At 35.0% G+C, this 15,106-nt stretch carries 13 protein-coding genes and 5 pseudogenes; 15 read left to right on the top strand and 3 right to left on the bottom strand.

Annotated elements, in window-relative coordinates; all coding sequences use genetic code 11:
- Positions 1-269: 269 nt before the first annotated feature.
- The 4 genes and pseudogenes from OPR44_RS06340 (at position 270) to OPR44_RS06325 (ending at position 3,852) form a co-directional block, all read left to right on the top strand.
- The gene (locus tag OPR44_RS06340; RefSeq protein WP_265014734.1) at positions 270-764 is read left to right on the top strand and encodes a sigma-70 family RNA polymerase sigma factor; all 495 of its coding nucleotides are present in this window, start codon (positions 270-272) and stop codon (positions 762-764) included.
- 94 nt (positions 765-858) lie between these two features.
- Positions 859-1,680, top strand: coding sequence for an ATP-binding protein (locus OPR44_RS06335; protein WP_265014733.1), 822 nt, complete (start codon positions 859-861; stop codon positions 1,678-1,680).
- An 11-nt stretch (positions 1,681-1,691) separates the two neighbouring features.
- A pseudogene (locus OPR44_RS06330) lies at positions 1,692-1,892 on the top strand (AAA family ATPase); the annotation flags it as partial.
- Between the two features lie 292 nt (positions 1,893-2,184).
- Positions 2,185-3,852: a recombinase family protein gene (locus tag OPR44_RS06325; protein ID WP_265014731.1), complete on the top strand. Its 1,668-nt coding sequence runs from the start codon at positions 2,185-2,187 to the stop codon at positions 3,850-3,852.
- 140 nt (positions 3,853-3,992) lie between these two features.
- Here the strand turns inward: OPR44_RS06325 and OPR44_RS06320 are convergent.
- Positions 3,993-4,280: pseudogene (locus OPR44_RS06320) on the bottom strand (reverse transcriptase domain-containing protein); the annotation flags it as partial.
- A gap of 703 nt (positions 4,281-4,983) precedes the next feature.
- Here OPR44_RS06320 and OPR44_RS06315 point away from each other — a divergent pair.
- The 7 genes and pseudogenes from OPR44_RS06315 to OPR44_RS06285 form a co-directional block, all read left to right on the top strand.
- A pseudogene (locus OPR44_RS06315) lies at positions 4,984-5,403 on the top strand (phage major tail tube protein); the annotation flags it as partial.
- 16 nt (positions 5,404-5,419) lie between these two features.
- Positions 5,420-5,671, top strand: a complete 252-nt coding sequence (locus tag OPR44_RS06310; protein WP_265014729.1) for a phage tail assembly protein — start codon at positions 5,420-5,422, stop codon at positions 5,669-5,671.
- A 112-nt stretch (positions 5,672-5,783) separates the two neighbouring features.
- Positions 5,784-7,946 (top strand): phage tail tape measure protein, encoded by a 2,163-nt coding sequence (locus tag OPR44_RS06305; protein ID WP_265014728.1) that lies wholly within the window; start codon positions 5,784-5,786, stop codon positions 7,944-7,946.
- 3 nt (positions 7,947-7,949) lie between these two features.
- The gene (locus OPR44_RS06300; RefSeq protein WP_265014727.1) at positions 7,950-8,366 is read left to right on the top strand and encodes a phage tail protein; all 417 of its coding nucleotides are present in this window, start codon (positions 7,950-7,952) and stop codon (positions 8,364-8,366) included.
- Positions 8,344-8,550, top strand: a complete 207-nt coding sequence (locus tag OPR44_RS06295; RefSeq protein ID WP_405197547.1) for a tail protein X — start codon at positions 8,344-8,346, stop codon at positions 8,548-8,550. Before OPR44_RS06300 ends, OPR44_RS06295 begins: the two co-directional genes overlap by 23 nt.
- Before the next feature lies 1 nt (position 8,551).
- Positions 8,552-8,818: a hypothetical protein gene (locus OPR44_RS06290; protein WP_265014726.1), complete on the top strand. Its 267-nt coding sequence runs from the start codon at positions 8,552-8,554 to the stop codon at positions 8,816-8,818.
- On the top strand, positions 8,812-9,546 hold the full coding sequence (locus OPR44_RS06285; protein ID WP_265014725.1) for a phage late control D family protein: 735 nt from the start codon (positions 8,812-8,814) through the stop codon (positions 9,544-9,546). The genes OPR44_RS06290 and OPR44_RS06285 overlap by 7 nt, the downstream gene beginning before the upstream one ends.
- On the opposite strand, the gene OPR44_RS06280 is transcribed toward OPR44_RS06285, so the two are convergent.
- Complete coding sequence (locus OPR44_RS06280; protein ID WP_265014724.1) at positions 9,541-10,032, bottom strand: ankyrin repeat domain-containing protein; 492 nt, start codon at positions 10,030-10,032, stop codon at positions 9,541-9,543. The genes OPR44_RS06285 and OPR44_RS06280 overlap by 6 nt on opposite strands.
- Before the next feature lie 129 nt (positions 10,033-10,161).
- On the opposite strand from OPR44_RS06280, the gene OPR44_RS06275 reads away from it, so the two are divergent.
- From OPR44_RS06275 to OPR44_RS06260, 4 genes and pseudogenes are all read left to right on the top strand, one after another.
- Positions 10,162-10,386 carry a hypothetical protein gene (locus OPR44_RS06275; RefSeq protein WP_262986626.1) on the top strand — a complete coding sequence of 75 codons (225 nt, stop codon included), beginning with the start codon at positions 10,162-10,164 and terminating at the stop codon, positions 10,384-10,386.
- 9 nt (positions 10,387-10,395) lie between these two features.
- Positions 10,396-11,300 (top strand): annotated as a pseudogene (locus OPR44_RS06270) (patatin-like phospholipase family protein).
- A 220-nt stretch (positions 11,301-11,520) separates the two neighbouring features.
- Complete coding sequence (locus tag OPR44_RS06265; RefSeq protein ID WP_265014723.1) at positions 11,521-12,459, top strand: endonuclease/exonuclease/phosphatase family protein; 939 nt, start codon at positions 11,521-11,523, stop codon at positions 12,457-12,459.
- A gap of 140 nt (positions 12,460-12,599) precedes the next feature.
- The gene (locus OPR44_RS06260; protein ID WP_265014722.1) at positions 12,600-13,187 is read left to right on the top strand and encodes a hypothetical protein; all 588 of its coding nucleotides are present in this window, start codon (positions 12,600-12,602) and stop codon (positions 13,185-13,187) included.
- A 266-nt stretch (positions 13,188-13,453) separates the two neighbouring features.
- Here OPR44_RS06260 and OPR44_RS06255 read toward each other — a convergent pair.
- A pseudogene (locus OPR44_RS06255) lies at positions 13,454-14,734 on the bottom strand (IS4 family transposase).
- Between the last annotated feature and the right edge of the window lie 372 nt (positions 14,735-15,106).

The raw sequence follows: 15,106 nt of genomic DNA, 5'->3' as shown, positions 1-15,106 counted from the left end.
AATAGAACATAAAAAAGACAATATTATCAATAACTTAACGATTACTGCTTTCTGAAATACTAATTAGTAACTCAGAAATTAGGTACGAAATTGGTAGTTTTTTACCTATGAAAAAGTAGCTTCAGTAGTGTATCAAAACGTTTAAATCTTATTTTAATTTTTAAAGATTTTATTCTTTTAGATAAAAAAATTATTACTACTTTTTTATAATAAATTAGTCATACAAAGTCTTGGTAAAAATCTCTATTCATGAAACTTTTGGAGTTTTTATGAAGAATTCTTATCAAGGAATCGATTCTACAATTGTTAAATATGTGAGATTTCAAGCTTCGCGCCTTAAATCCAAAAGCTGTTTTATTAACGAAAGTCTCGAAGATATAGAACAAGAGCTTTTTTGTCAGGTTTGGCAATATCTTAACCAGCACGATGAGAAAAGAAGTAGTTTTAGTACTTTCGTTGCTAGATTAGCTAATTATTGTGCTCGCAATATGTTACGCAATCAGTTATGTCTAAAACGTAATATAACTTTTGATGATATAAACGACGATATTCCAGATCATAGGAACTCGGAAATCGAAGCGATAATTCGCACTGATATAAATAATATAATTTCAACTTTGTCTGAAAAAGATAGTAATTTATGTCAATTACTTAAGGTATTTACTATTACTGAAGTTTCTGTAATAACCAAAATACCAAAGACAACTATCTATCGCACACTAGAACGAATACGCAATAAATTCTCAGTTTTAGAGAAGTTATAAGCTCTCGATTATATTTGCTCAAAATTTTTTTTTTGCAAATTGCGGACGAATTGCCTAGGTCATCGTACATATATATTTAGGTACTGGGAGAAAAATGAAAATAATGAACAGCAATGAACGGCTAAAAGTTCAAACAGGTATAAAAATGGTCATCTTTGGTCCTTATGGTATAGGTAAAACTAGTCTCTTAAAGACCATAAATGAACCAACACTTTGTCTTGATTTTGAGGCAGGTTTACTTGCTGTTCAAGATTGGCAAGGGGATTCTGTAAGTATTCGTACTTGGAATGAGGCAAGAGATATTGCATGTCTCATAGGTGGTCCTAATCCTGCGTTAAAATCTGACTCAGCATATAGCCAAAGACACTATGAGCATGTATCCAGTAAATACAAAGAGCTTGCTTCGGAGTTTCTCAAGTATCGATGTGTTTTTATCGATAGTATTACAGTAGCCTCGCGTTTATGTCTTTTATGGTCAAAAATGCAACCTGAAGCTTTTTCTGAAAGATCAGGAAAACAAGATATTAGAGCTGCTTACGGGTTACTTGCTCAAGAAATGATGGCTTGGCTCAATCAGTTTCAACATATTCCAAATAAAGACATCATTACAGTTGGAACTCTTGGACAATACCTCGATGATTTCAATCGCTCAACTTGGCTACCTCAATGTGAAGGAGCTAAAACTGCAAGTGAAATTCCAGGTATTGTTGATGAGGTAATCAGTATGGTTGGAATCAAGAAAGATGATGGTACAGAGGTTCGTTCATTTGTCTGTCAGACGATTAATTCTTGGGGATATCCTGCTAAAGATCGAAGTGGTTGCCTTAATATGGTTGAAGAACCGCATCTAGGAAAACTTCTTACAAAAATTAAAACTAAAGCTTTTGCAATTCAACCTGTCACGCCCAACATATAGGAGGTTATTATATGCTACAAAACTTTTTAACTATTGGTCAAAAAATTCCTTTTTTCAGTGTGAAAGAATACTTGGACGATCGATCGCCAATACCAGAGGATATAATCTCACCAAGAATTTTAACAAAAAGAGGCTTATTGGTACTGGGTGGCCCACCTAAAATCGGCAAAAGTGACTTTTTGATTTCATGGCTCGTTCATATGGCTGCAGGTACCCCGCCAACAATGTTGCAAAAAACGTAAAATTAGAGAAAAGCATTTCTCGAAAACTTCTATGTCCAAAAACAAGAGTGCCATTTATTTATAGTGCCAACAATCAATTAACCATCAGTTTCAATGAATGATATGAACATATTATTTCAAGGAAAGTTCATGGGAAATAAGAGATTAGCTATACGGATTAGCTGTAGCTATGAAACTAACCGGTTGGCAGAAAAGTATTTGTTAGATGCTTATGAAAAAGCCGTGTCAAAGCAAGTAAGCCAAAAAAATTTAAAACATAAAAATGGGATTCAAGGAGGATCAAATGGTAACAGTGAGTTTATATGCAAGAGTTTCTTCGGGGAAACAAGCACAAGAAAATACAATAGCAAGTCAAGTTGCAGCTTTAGAGAAGCAAATTAGTACGGATGGATACAAATTATTAAGTGAGTATAAATTTATTGATAATGGCTACAGTGGATCTAATCTAGTCCGTCCTGATCTAGAAAAGTTACGTGATAAAGTAACAGAAGGTAAAATTGATAGAATTTACATTCATTCACCTGATCGCTTATCTAGAAAATATGCATATCAAATGGTATTACTTGAAGAATTTGAGAAAGCAGGAGCAGAAACGGTTTTCTTAAATTATGAGATTAACGATAATCCAGAATCTCAATTGCTGTTACAAATGCAAGGTATGATAGCAGAATATGAACGAGCGAAAATTATGGAACGAAGTCGTCGCGGAAAGATTTATGCAGCTAATAAAGGTTGTGTAAGCGTAATGGGAGGAGCTCCTTATGGTTATCGTTATATAGATAAATATATGGGAGGAGGACAAGCTTTATTTGAAATAAACGAAGAAGAAGCTAATGTTGTTAGGAAAGTATTTTTGTGGATAGGAAGAGAAAGGACAAGTATTGGGGAAGTGTGTCGTCGGCTAAACACTATGTCTATTATAACACGAACAGGAAAAAAGTGCTGGGATAGAAGTGTGATTTGGGGTATGTTAAAAAATCCTGCTTACAAAGGACAAGCGGCTTTTGGTAAAACAAAAGTAGGTATAAAGTTACAACATATCAGACCACAGAAACATTCTTGTGAACAACCGAAAGATAATTACTCTACCTATTCTGTTGAAAAAGCAAATTGGATTTATGTTAAAGTGCCAAATATAGTGGACGAAGATGTATTTGATATAGTTCAAGAACAATTAGCTGAGAATAGAAAAATAGCAAGGACAAGAGAAAGAGGAGCAAAACATTTACTACAAGGTTTAATCGTATGTAAGCGTTGTCGTTATGCATATTACGGAAGTCCTGTAAGAAATAAGCGAGGAGAAAAATTTGATCATTATGCTTATTATCGTTGTATTGGTAGAGATTCTTACCGTTTTGGTGGTAATAAAATTTGTGATAATAAACACATTCGTACAGATGCATTAGAAACAGCCGTGTGGGAAGAGGTTAAGCATTTATTGAAAAATCCAAATAGGGTTTTAGAAGAATACAGGCGTAGACTTTCAGAGCTTAAAAAATCATCATGGGATCAAAAAAGCGATTTACTAGAGAAACAAGAAAATAAATTAAAACGTGGTATTGCTAGACTTATTGATAGTTATGCTCAAGAATATATTAATCAAGAAGAATTTGAACCACGAATTAAAGCAATGAAACAAAGTTTAAAAACAATTGAAGAGGAGAAGAAAAGGATATTCGATCAAAAGAAATTAAAACAGGAATTAACTTTGGTTGTAACCAATTTAGAAGACTTTTCTTCCAATATTACATCAAACCTTGATAACGCAGACTGGCTAACTAAACGTGATATTATTAGAACGTTAGTCAAGAGAATTGAAATTAACCTTGAGGACGTAAATGTGGTATTTCGTGTAAAAGAGCTACCAAACTCTCCTGGAAATAATCGAGAAGAAAAGAAAAATTTGCAACATTGTTGGCGGGGTAAGTGAACCTCCCTGCGAACTCCTTTATCCCTCACTACCCTACTACCGTCTGCTTGCTGAATTGGAGCTTTCATCCATCTTTCAGCATACAGTATGATCCATTTGCAGTCTGTGTACTTTTTGATAGCTTGCAATGCCAACTCGTGGTCCAGATTGTCGAAAAATCCTGATATATCAAGATCTATCGCCCAATTGTACCTCCAGCATCTTTTACGCGCTGTATCTACCGCATCCAATGCAGATTTATTTAATCTATAACCATATGAATCCTCATGGAATTTTGTTTCTACTAGCCGCTCCAGATACATAGCAGCAGCCGTTTGCCCTATCCTATCAAATACTGAAGGAACACCTAAAATTCTTTTTCCTCCTCCAGTACCTTTCGGTATTGCTACAGCTTTTACAGGCTCTGGAAAATAACTTCTAGATGACATCCGATTCCATAGTTTGTAGAGATTATCTTTTAGATTTTCCTCAAACTTTGCTATCGAAACCTCATCCACACCAGCAGCTCCTTTATTTTTCGATACTTGTTTATAAGCTCTCCAAATAAGCTGCTTCGGTATGTTAAAAGACTTTGTTTTACTCATTAATTCCTCCCCTTTCGGTTGATAAATAATTAAAACTAAATAACCCAGCCCCTTCGCTCCATTTCCATTACAGAAACTTCTTCACTACTACGAGCTGATCCGCCCCTGTTCTTCGCATCGGTACTCTCATCCTTAGAGTTTAGCTCCTTGGACTTCTCCCTTATCATCGAAACGACAGGTTCCCGCAGTTCCACACAATAGCCTAAAATAGATTCACGCCACCTCTATGCCGGACGCCACCTATCCAGTAAACAAGTTCCTGATAGGTTTATCCCAAGAGATTGAGGAGCCCATGGTTTTGACGTCGTCTTTGGAATTTCGACACTTCATCAGTGGTTCATTTTCATTCGCCTCTCTATTTTACACATGATGCATAATTGCACCTTTTCCATAACGCTCACTACCACGGCTCTTTACCACAGCAGCTTATGGCTGTTTGAAGCCTGTTCTTGCAAACCGACTTCGAGGGGCCCACCCTCATCTATTGTGCAGCTTTGCACTTAGTTTGCTCATTTTTTTAAGCATTCTTTGTGTCCCTACGCCACACCCAAAACTTACCATAAAAACAGAAGAATACAGAGCTGGTGGTATGGATATTCCAATAAATATTGATATGGGCATGGAAAAGCTTGAAGCAGATTTCACTTTTTCTGAATATGACTCTGAGCTCTTTAGACTTTTCGGATTGATAAACAATAATGCTGTTTCTCTTACTTTAAGAGGAGGTTTGCAGGGAAGTAGTGATGCCGAATCAGTAGTAATTAACTTAAGAGGGCTCTTTAAGGAACTTGATTTTGGTAACTGGAAGGCTGCTGAAAAAGCAACACTAAAATGTATAATTGCTGCCAACTATTATAAGCTTACCATTGATGGCAGAGAATTGATTGAAATTGATGCAGAAAACATGATTCGCAAAATCGATGGTGTTGATCAAATGACTTCTATGCGCATAGCTCTAGGAATTTAAATAAAGAGGTAAAATAATGCAAAAAATTAAATTAACTGAACCAATAAAAATCGATGGAATTTTAGTTTCAGAGCTAACTCTACGCCGTCCAAAAGTTCGAGATCGTTTAGCTGTTGAACGTATGAGTAATAACGATGCAGAGAAAGAAGTAGCACTAATTGCAAATCTTGCAAGTATTTCAAGAGAAGCAGTAGAAGAACTTGATCTTGCAGACTACAGTAAGATTCAAGGAGCATTACAAGGTTTTTTGTCTCAGCAGAAGATTTGAGGCTGAGCGTATTATCGCTTAGCTCAGTGGTTGGTGGTGGAATCAATCAGTGGCTTGATATGGATATTGAAGAGTTTATTACGTGGTTTGAAAGTAGCAAAAAGTTATACAAATGAAAGCAATTTCTATAGTAATTGGAGCAACACTGCAAAGCAGTTTTAATAGTACGATGGCAGGTAGTACGAAGCAGCTTTCTCGTATTGGTAGTACGATAAAACAACTTGAATCATCAAGTAAATCAGTGTCTAAGTTTAAAGAGCTCAGCCACGATGCTCTGCTTGCTCGGCGTTCTTGGAATGAACTCGAAATAAAAACAAAATCTCTTGCTCAGCAGATAAAAAACGCAGAAGAACCGAGTAAGAGTCTGCAAAATGAGTTTACAAGGTCTAAAACTGCAGCACTGAAAGCTAAAACAGCTTATTTACAAAAAAGAAGTGCTCTTCGCCTACTACGCACGGAGTTCAGTAAAAGTGGTAGAGACATAAAATCTCTTATTGGAGATCAAGCTAAACTTGGCTCTTCTATTGAAAAGCTTAAAAATAACTATATGGCTTTAAATTCCGTAATGCAAAAACGTAAAGGAGTTCTGGCGCAAAGAGTAAATTTCAAAGCTCAAATGATAGATGCTGTAACACTTGGACTCACCCTTGCAGCACCACTTAAGGCTGCAATTAGTTTTGAGAGTGCTATGGCTGATGTAAAAAAAGTTGTAAAATTTGAAGATAAAGATGTAAATGGCTTAACAAAGCTTGGGGAAACATTAAAGGCAATGTCACGAACAATTCCGCTATCTGCAGCAGAACTTGCGCAAATTACTGCAAGTGGTGGTCAACTTGGTATTGCAGCTAAAGATCTTGCAATTTTTACAGATACTGTGGCCAAAATGGCAACTGCATTTGATATGTCAGCAGAAGAAGCAGGAGAAGCTATTGCTAAGCTTTCTAATATTTACCAAATTGAAATTGGTGAAATGGCAAATATTGGTGATGCGATAAACCATATCTCTGATAATACTGCAGCAAAAGCTAAAGAAATTGTTCCAACGCTAAACAGAATTGGTGGTACAGCAAGGCAATTTGGCTTAACTGCAGTGGAGGCAGGAGCTTTAGCAAGCAGCTTTATTAGTCTTGGTAAAGCTCCTGAAAAGGCAGGTACGGCGATTAATGCAATGCTTAGCAAACTACAAACAGCGAGTAAACAAGGTGGCAATTTTCAAAAAGCGTTTCAAGTGCTAAAAATAAATGCTCAGGAGTTTGAGAAAGCAATCGGTAAGAATGCACAAGGTACATTACTTAAGTTTTTAGAAACAGTTGCAAAATTAGATAAGCAAGAACGTTCTAGCGTTCTCTTTGACCTCTTTGGTCTTGAATATCAGGATGATATAGCGCTACTTACTGGTAGTCTAGATGAATATAGAAAATCTTTGCGATTAATAAACGAAGAATATCATGGCTCAATGCAAAGAGAGTTTGAAAATAGAGCAAATACTAAAGCAAATAATCTTCAGCTACTTAAGAATTCAATAGCAGAAGTAGGAATGAATCTTGGTTATGTATTATTACCACCTTTAAATTTTACTGTTAATCTTCTGAGGTCAGCAACTACACAAGTAGCACTTTATGCCAAGGAGTATAGAGTACTGACTACAGTAATCATGAGTACTACTACAGCGTTGATTAGCATTAAAATAGCAGCTATATCTCTTGGCTATGCTTGGACTTTTGTAAAAGGTTCTTTATTCGCTCTTTTATCTACTTGGAGAATGTTTGGATCTGTTATTACTTTGGTAAAAATAGGTCTTTCTGCAGTTTTTCCAGCAATAATTGCTGGATTTAAAGCATTGACAATTGCCTTAATGAGTAACCCTATGGGACTGGTTATTGGTGGTTTTGCTGTTGCTGCAACTCTGATGATTATCAAGTGGCAAGCAGTAAAAGACTTCTTTATTACCATTTGGGAATCAGTGAAAGTTGTATGGAAGTCTTTTTCTGATTGGATAGGAAAATTTTGGAATAATATTACTCAGCCTTTTAAAACAATCAATAATCTGTGGAGCAAAAAAAATGAGGCTAGACTAGAAGTTAGATCTGTAAATAACGTTATCAGTGATTCCCTTAAGCACCCTATTACAGCACAAAATAAGACTATAGAGAACAAAATGCAATTTAGTATCAATATTCATTCAAGCCCTGGGCAAAATGCACGCAGCATTGCTGATGAAGTAATGGAACGAATTAGAGAACAATTTAGTGGCGCACTTTACGATATAAATTAAATTATGTTATCTCTTGGTCCATATAGATTTGCATTAACTGAGCAAGGTTTTACACGTAGAAGTGAATATCGCTGGCCTGCACTTGAGCTTATTGGGGAAAAGCCATTGCTTCAAAGTATTGGTCCTGGAGATGACATTGTTGAGCTTGCAGGAGTAATCTATTCAGGAGGGCTGAAGCAAATAAATAATATGCGAAATTCATCGAAACCTCTTTTACTTATTGATGGCCAGGGTAACATTTTAGGCCATTTTGTTATCGTAAAAATAGAAGAAACACAGAAATATTTTTTTCCAAATGGAGAACCAAGGAAGATTGAGTTTCATTTAAGCCTGAAACACTACGATAACGTGTTGTTAGATGGATCACTAAATAATCCCGTTGACGATATACAATTTGATGATGATGTACTACAAAACTAAAGAAAATGACATGTTAGATTTTATTTGCTGGAGACACTATGGATTCAGCTCTGGCACAGTTGAGGTTGTATTGGAAGCTAATCCTGGTCTTGCAGAGTACGAGCTTCTTCCTGCAGGGTTAACCGTTAAACTGCCTGTAATTCAAAAAGCAATACAAAAGCAAGTAGTAAAACTATGGGATTGAAGTGACACCAGATTTTAGTATTTCAGTAGAAGGAATTTCCATCACTGAGTTGATAAAGAGTCGGTTAGTATCAATTCATATTACTGATGAAGCTGGAGTAATAAGCGATACTGCTATAATTCACCTTGATGACCGTGATTCGTTATTTGAGATTCCTAGAACTGGAGCAAAGCTGAATATTTTACTTGGATATAAAGAAACTGGTATTGTGCCAATGGGAGATTACATAGTGAATGAAATTACGCTACAAGGTCCACACAGGTGCTAAAGATTAAGAGTTATGCAGCAGATTTAAAACAGTCTTTAAAGGAACAAGTGTTTAATGAGTGGCATCAAATTACTTTAAATGATTTAGTGGAAAAAATTGCAAACAAACATGGCTATCAAGCTAAAGTTGCTGCAGAGTTTGCAAATATCATGATATCGCATATTGATCAGACTGCAGAGAGCGATATGCATTTTTTAACCAGGCTTGCTCAAATTTATGGAGCAATAGCAAAACCTGCAGGAGGATATTTACTTTTTGTTTCAAAAGGGAAAGCAAAATCAGTTACCGGAAAAACTTTAAGCACTATTACTTTAACACCTAGAGATATTACAAGTTGGCAAGTAAGATTTAATGAGCGTAATCAATATGGCTCGGTTATTGCCTATTGGTATGATTATGAAAAAGCAGAGACTATAACAGAAAAAATAGGTGATCAAGAACCAAGCTATATTCTGCGAGATGTTTATGCAAGCAGTGATTTAGCGCAAAGTGCAGCATCTGCAAAATTAAATCAGCTGATGAGCAGTACAGCAACACTCAACATTACAATGGCAGGAAATCCTGAATTATTTACCGAAGCAAAGATCAACCTTTTGGGATTTCGCAAAGGAGTTTATGGTGGTTGGATAATAAATAAAGCTGAGCATGTAATTGATAACCTGGGCTATCGTAGTATGATAACAGCTGTTACGGAGGCACGGGAAAGTAAATTGATAATTTCCTCATAGATATCTTTTTTTTTCTTTATTATTATTTAATTCCTCTACAGCAAGATCTAAAGGAGTTTTTTTATCTTTGTTTTTAGCAAGAGGATTTGCTCCGTTTTCCAGTAGAAATTTAGTGATTTCTAGATGTCCTTTTCGTGCAGCATAATGCAAAGCTGTCCAGCCAAAAGCATCAGTAGTATTTATATCAATGCCTTCTTCAACCAGAAATTTTATAACTTCTAAACAGCCTCCACTTGTAGCATAGTGTAATGATGTTGCACCAAAATAGTAGGTGTCATTGATATTTACTGCATTTTTTATTAAGGATTTTATGTTATCCAAATTGCAGCTTTCAGCTGCAATACGTAATGCTATTCTATCTTCACTAGTTGTTTTACTTTCTATTGGTATAATTTTTGATGGTTTACAATGCTGAAACAAAAAGATAACACATATTATTGGTATTATCGAATTTACTAATAGTTTTCGAAAAATGCTGAATTTCATATCTATGATATTATTTACATTACTTGCTTAATGCAATGAGTTAGCTTTAAGAAAAATTCTTAAGATTTTTTTTGGACGTATTTTTGACAAATCTTGTATATATTAGTATACAGCTTTTTGTACAAAAACATGAAAAACCAAAGTACAGGAAAGATTCCTGTAGCAGTAATTGCTACTATGGTGATACAAACAATAGCATTGATCTGGTGGCTAGCTAAGCTCGACTTAAGAGTTCATATGCATGATAAATTTATAGAGCAAAATCAAAGGACTACAGAAATCATCTATCGTCTTGAAGAAAGGGTCAAAAACCTTGCTGAAGAAGTTAACGAGCTTGAGCAGAGACAAAAATAACTATAACAAATGACAAAGTACATTTTATCTGTAGATGGAGGAGGAATTAGAGGAATAATTCCTGCCATTATTCTAGCAGAAATTGAATCTAGGACAAAAAAGCCAATTTCCCAGATCTTTGACTTAATGGCAGGAACCTCAACCGGTGGAATTATTGTTGCTGGACTTTGTAAAAGCAATAAACTTCAATACTCTGCCAATGATTTGGTTGAACTTTACCAAGAGTATGGAGCATATATCTTTCAAGCATCACTTTGGAGAAAATCAATCGCTTCTTGGCTGAGTGGTTCTCAGTACTCATATAAAAATATGGAATTTATTCTCAACAAATACTTCGGCGAAAGCACTATGGCCGATGTCGCGAGTAATCTACTGCTCACCAGTTATGACATTCACAACAATTGTGAATTTTTCTTCAAAAGTTGGAAAGAAGAAAACATTAAGTTGAAAGATGCACTCAGAGCTACAACAGCTGCCCAACGTATTTCACACCAAAACGTCTAAAAATTAGCCAAACAGAGAGAGTGTTGATAGATGACGGAGTGTTTGCCAATAATCCAGCTGCTTGTGCATATGCAAGTGCTAAGAGGTTATTTCTAAATGATGATATTGTACTGGTATCGATAGGTACTGGCAGAACAGATAGAAGCATAGAGTATGTTAATTCAAGAAGATTTGGAAAAATAGGTTGGGTCAAGCCACTACTGAATGTGATGTTTGCTTCTGGATTGGATTGTGTTGATTATCAACTAGAGCAAGTAATAGATGATAAATATATGCGAATACAATCACAATTGCAAGTTGCATCAGCTGAGATGGATGATATAACACCTCAAAATATTAAATGTTTGCAGCAAGAAGCAAAGGCAATGATAGAAAATCATCAAAGAGTAATTGATGTGCTATCAAAATGATATAAGTTTATGAAAAAACTTTTTTTTTTCTGATGAGAGAGTTATAAAATTCAAAGCTTTTTTGATAAAAATAAACTTTTAAAAAATAATTTGGACGTTTTTTTTACCAATCTTGTATATATATAACATAAACTTGAAGCGCAGGAACTACAAAAGAAAATTCAGCTTTAAGAGAAAAAAGATAGTAAAAAAAATCTTCTAATCAAAAAAGGGATGTAATATGTTAAAAGGCATGAAATCTTTATTATACAAAAGTAAAATGTCGAAATGTTTTTTCACAATGTTACTTGCATGCTTTATTATGCCAATATGTAACGCTCAGCCACCTCAAAAAAATAACGTACATGAGTTCACATCAGCCACATGGAATACCAACGGCCCGCGCTGGAATGTTGTGCAAGTGTTGATGAATTATGGATTAGACATTTTAGCCATTCAAGAAGCTGGAAATATTGGAGATATTTCTAGTCAATTGTCTAGTCCGGCCGGCAATCGATTACAGATTTGCTTTGGAGGGTTTGACCTTGAGCCTAACTCAGACGTAGGCGTTCAGGAATATATTTGGAATACTGGATCAGGAACTTTTTATATGTATTATTACAACAATCGTTTAGATACCCCGTCAGCTCCGGGAACGAGTCAAGGGACTACTAAGCAAAATATGGCAATAATTTCCAGGCAAAGGGCAGGTGAAATTGTACTCATTCCATCTGAAGTTAGACATACACCAATAGATGCTGCGTCAGAGAACTATCAATCCCGCACTTTTATAAATCGACCAGTTTTAGGAATACGTATTGCCAATAGTGTTTTCTTTAATATTCATCCAGAACCAAATAGAACGCGTAATGAAGCTCCTGAACTGATAAACGTTATACAAAATTATATGGAGACATATTATCCTGATCAAACCTGGATGGTGATGGGAGACTTCAACAGAACTCCAGCACAACTTAGGTCAGATCTCCCTAGTGCTAATAATGGTAGGTTTATCGATATAATGAATTCAAGGCAGAACACACGATCATCAGGTGAGTTAGACTATAGCATTGTGGGTGGTCCAGCAATCCATCGAACTGCTATCATTGCAATAGTAGTACAATTACTACAGATGCAGGTGCCAAACCCCTCAGATCATAAACCTGTTAGATTTAATTAATCTCTAAATATAATACAATGGTTGAGATTGTTCATCAACTTAGTGAGTCATCGATTTATTTATATAAAATTTATAGGATTTAAGCCATCATGAAAAAATATTTGAAGTATATAAAAACATTACAACTGGCAAAGGGTATTTTGGCAGGTTCGATTTTTCTTTCATCGTACTGTTTTGCTGATGAAAATTATTTGTTAAGTGGTAAAGTCACATTAATGTCAGATAATTTTAATTATTGTGGTTTTATTTTAGATAACTATCAACAGCCTGGTATAAAAATATACAATAGAATTTTCTGTGATTTTATAAGAAAAGCTAGGGATTTTGACCAAAAAGTTACTGTTGAAATGATCGGTGATCCTAGCACTATAGATAGCATAACTAAACTCAAAGGTGTGCGTTTTTTAGACAGAAATTCCAGTTGGTTTACAAATAAAGATGGTATTGAAGAATCATATTCTTTAAAAGGCAATATAGAAGATATCTATTATAATGCTGTTAATAGTCGTTGCTATATTGCAATTAATGATCCTCGCCCATCAAAAACGAAATATAATAATAAATTTCATGAAACTAATAGTAAAAGTATATGTGAATTGGCAGAGGACGCCTTTTATCTAGGGTTAAAAGTTGAAATTCAAGCATCTTTAGACCCACATCCGGACTATGCTAATGACATTAGGATTCTTAAATTAGTAAATTCGTGTTCAAATTCAAAAAGTCACTAAATTTAATCTTCTGATGGAGGCGGAATCAGAGGAATCACTCCACTGCCATTAAGTTAAGGGAAAGAGAAGTTAAGATTGGACAAAAAATTTGAAGTGATTGATAATTATGGTAAATACTAGGGTGAATTTTTAAGAAAAGGGAGTCTGAAAAGTGCAAGTTATTTAAAAAAGTAATAATTGCAGGTTATTTTGCAAAGAATGTACTAATGCAATGATACTGAAAAGATATCTTGAATTTAAAACACATGTTTTCTAGCTCTTTTCTGTTAGTTGAGTGAACGAATATCAGATATCTTATGACGATCAACTCTTCTCCCTTTTCTTACCACTAAAGTGTTCATCAAAAATAACTGTGATAGTCGATCCATAATGCAGTCTATGTCTGACTCTGTAGAAAAAATATCAAAGGCTAAGTTTTTAATCGCATTAAATGAGACAGATTTATTGATGCTTTTTTTTAGTTTACTATTCTGTGCGCTCAATGTCTCTTCATCATCTTCTATCATGATACTTTCTAGATTACTGATGAAGATAGTTGACCAAAAATCCTGCTTGATAGTTTCAATACTTTTTCCTGTGAAATTCTCTAAATTTAATCTTCCCTTCAGCCTAGAAAAAAATGTTATTCTCTAAATTTAATCTTCCCTTCAGCCTAGAAAAAAATGTTTCTACTCCCCAGTGCAAGTAATATAATCTCTCAAACTCTTCGACTGTAAAACTTTGCTCATCTAACAGAGATGTTACTAACACTTCAACTTCTCCAGAAGAAAGTATTATTTTGACTAACCTGAATTTCATCTCATCAGGTAATCCTAGCTTTCGTAGCTGTCTTGCTACTTTAATGACACTACCACCGTACTAGATGGGCTTTCCGGCTTAAACATAGCGTTTATTTCATTGAAAGACGAACTTGGACAGCGAATTATATAATTGATTTTCCTTCCTGTAAGCTCAGCAAGAAATCGATAAGATACGTATCCTCTATCACAGATTAACAAATCGTCTGATTTTATGGATTCAAGCATACCGATCGCTAAATCAACCTCATAGCTGTCACCTCTACTTAGCACAGATTTTATTGCAATATTATTTAGCACATCGTAGCAAACTTCAAAGGTTGCACTTGTATAGTCTTCAAATCTCTGGATTCCATTCCATACTGCTCTTGAGCCAAACTCGCCTATTATTTTGTCGCTCTTTGGCAGAATCAGTATTGAAGCATCAAATGCAAGTACTCTGAAGCCATGGTGGGTTTTAAATTCCTGATCTTGGTAGTATAGGGAAACTATATCATCATTTAACTCTGAAAACGCAGTATGCTTTAGCTTCTTTCTTGCTTGAGTAAATGCACTTGCCGTAATTGTGTAATCTTTTCTTGTATGCAGAACAAACTCATTAAGCATTACTTGTAATGACTTTACACTCTTTCTAAAAATCAGGAGAAATACATTAATGAAGGGCAGCTTTCTTTTTCGTGAGAAGTCTTTTGAGGATGCTCTGTGTGCGTTTATAAAGTTTAAACTCATCAATTTATTTTTTATAAACATGATTATTCTTTTTTTTACTCATGTCATTACTTCTTTTAATTTGTGGATCTTACCTGATTTTACAATACAGTCCATCACTTTCCCTTAACTTAATGGCAGTGGGAATCACTCCTGCCATTATTCTAGCAGAAATTAGATGTAGAACAAAAAAGCCAGTTAAGATTTAATTTGGTGGGAAAGTCAATCATAAGTGTTGGAAGTGGTGGTAAAAGGATATAAAGAGCTATTATTACAGAAAAATGAGGGTAGTCATCGATCAAATAGAAGGAATACTAAGATTAATTAAAGATGATGATCTGGAAAGGCATGATGGGTCAAGCTACTACTGAATGTGATGTTTGCCTCTGGATTGTGTTGATTATCAAAAAGCTA

The organism is Wolbachia endosymbiont (group B) of Camptogramma bilineatum (genome assembly GCF_947251825.1).
Lineage (GTDB): Bacteria > Pseudomonadota > Alphaproteobacteria > Rickettsiales > Anaplasmataceae > Wolbachia.
This window is presented reverse-complemented; position numbering and strand designations above follow the sequence as displayed.